1 protein-coding gene is annotated in these 633 nt (G+C 75.5%); it reads left to right on the plus strand.

What is annotated here, in order from left to right; genetic code table 11:
- Positions 1-208 precede the first annotated feature (208 nt).
- The coding region (locus x551_RS23010) for a site-specific integrase (RefSeq protein ID WP_253950475.1) at positions 209-633 on the plus strand (425 nt) is incomplete at its 3' end.

Below are 633 nucleotides of genomic sequence, written 5' to 3' on the forward strand. Positions count from 1 at the left end.
CCGCCCGACGCCGGAGCGCCGTCGCCACCCGCCGCGAGCCTCCGGATGGCACACCGGCCGCGCCGCTGCCGCTCGACGCCGATGTCGTCGGGCACCTCCAGCACCTGCGCGTCGAGCGCCGCCTGTCGGCCAAGACCCTGCTCAACTACGAGGAGGCCTTTCGGCGGCTCGGCGAAGCGGCGCAGCGCGACGGCGTAGCCTGCGTGCCGTGCAGCCGCACCACGTGCGCCACTGGATGGCGCGGTTGCATGCCGGCGGGCTGGCGCCGCGCAGCATCGCGATCGCGCTGTCGGCCTGGCGCGGGCTGTACCGCTGGCTCGGGCACGAAGGCCGGGTGGCGCTGAACCCGGTCGAAGGGCTGCGGGCGCCTCGCGCGGCCAAGCCGTTGCCGAAGGCGCTGTCGGTCGACCATGCCGTGGCACTGGCCGATCACCGGCAGGTCGACGGCGATGCGCGGCTCGAGGCGCGCGACCGCTGCCTGGTCGAACTGCTCTATGGCTGCGGCCTGCGGGTGGCCGAACTGGTGGGCCTGGACGTGACGCCCGGCGGTGGCGCGCTGGGCTGGATCGACCGCGCCGACGCCGAGGCGCACGTGCTCGGAAAGGGCAGCAAGCGGCGCAGCGTGCCGGTGGG

This window comes from Methylibium sp. T29, assembly GCF_000576205.1.
Taxonomy (GTDB): Bacteria; Pseudomonadota; Gammaproteobacteria; order Burkholderiales; family Burkholderiaceae_C; genus Methylibium; species Methylibium petroleiphilum.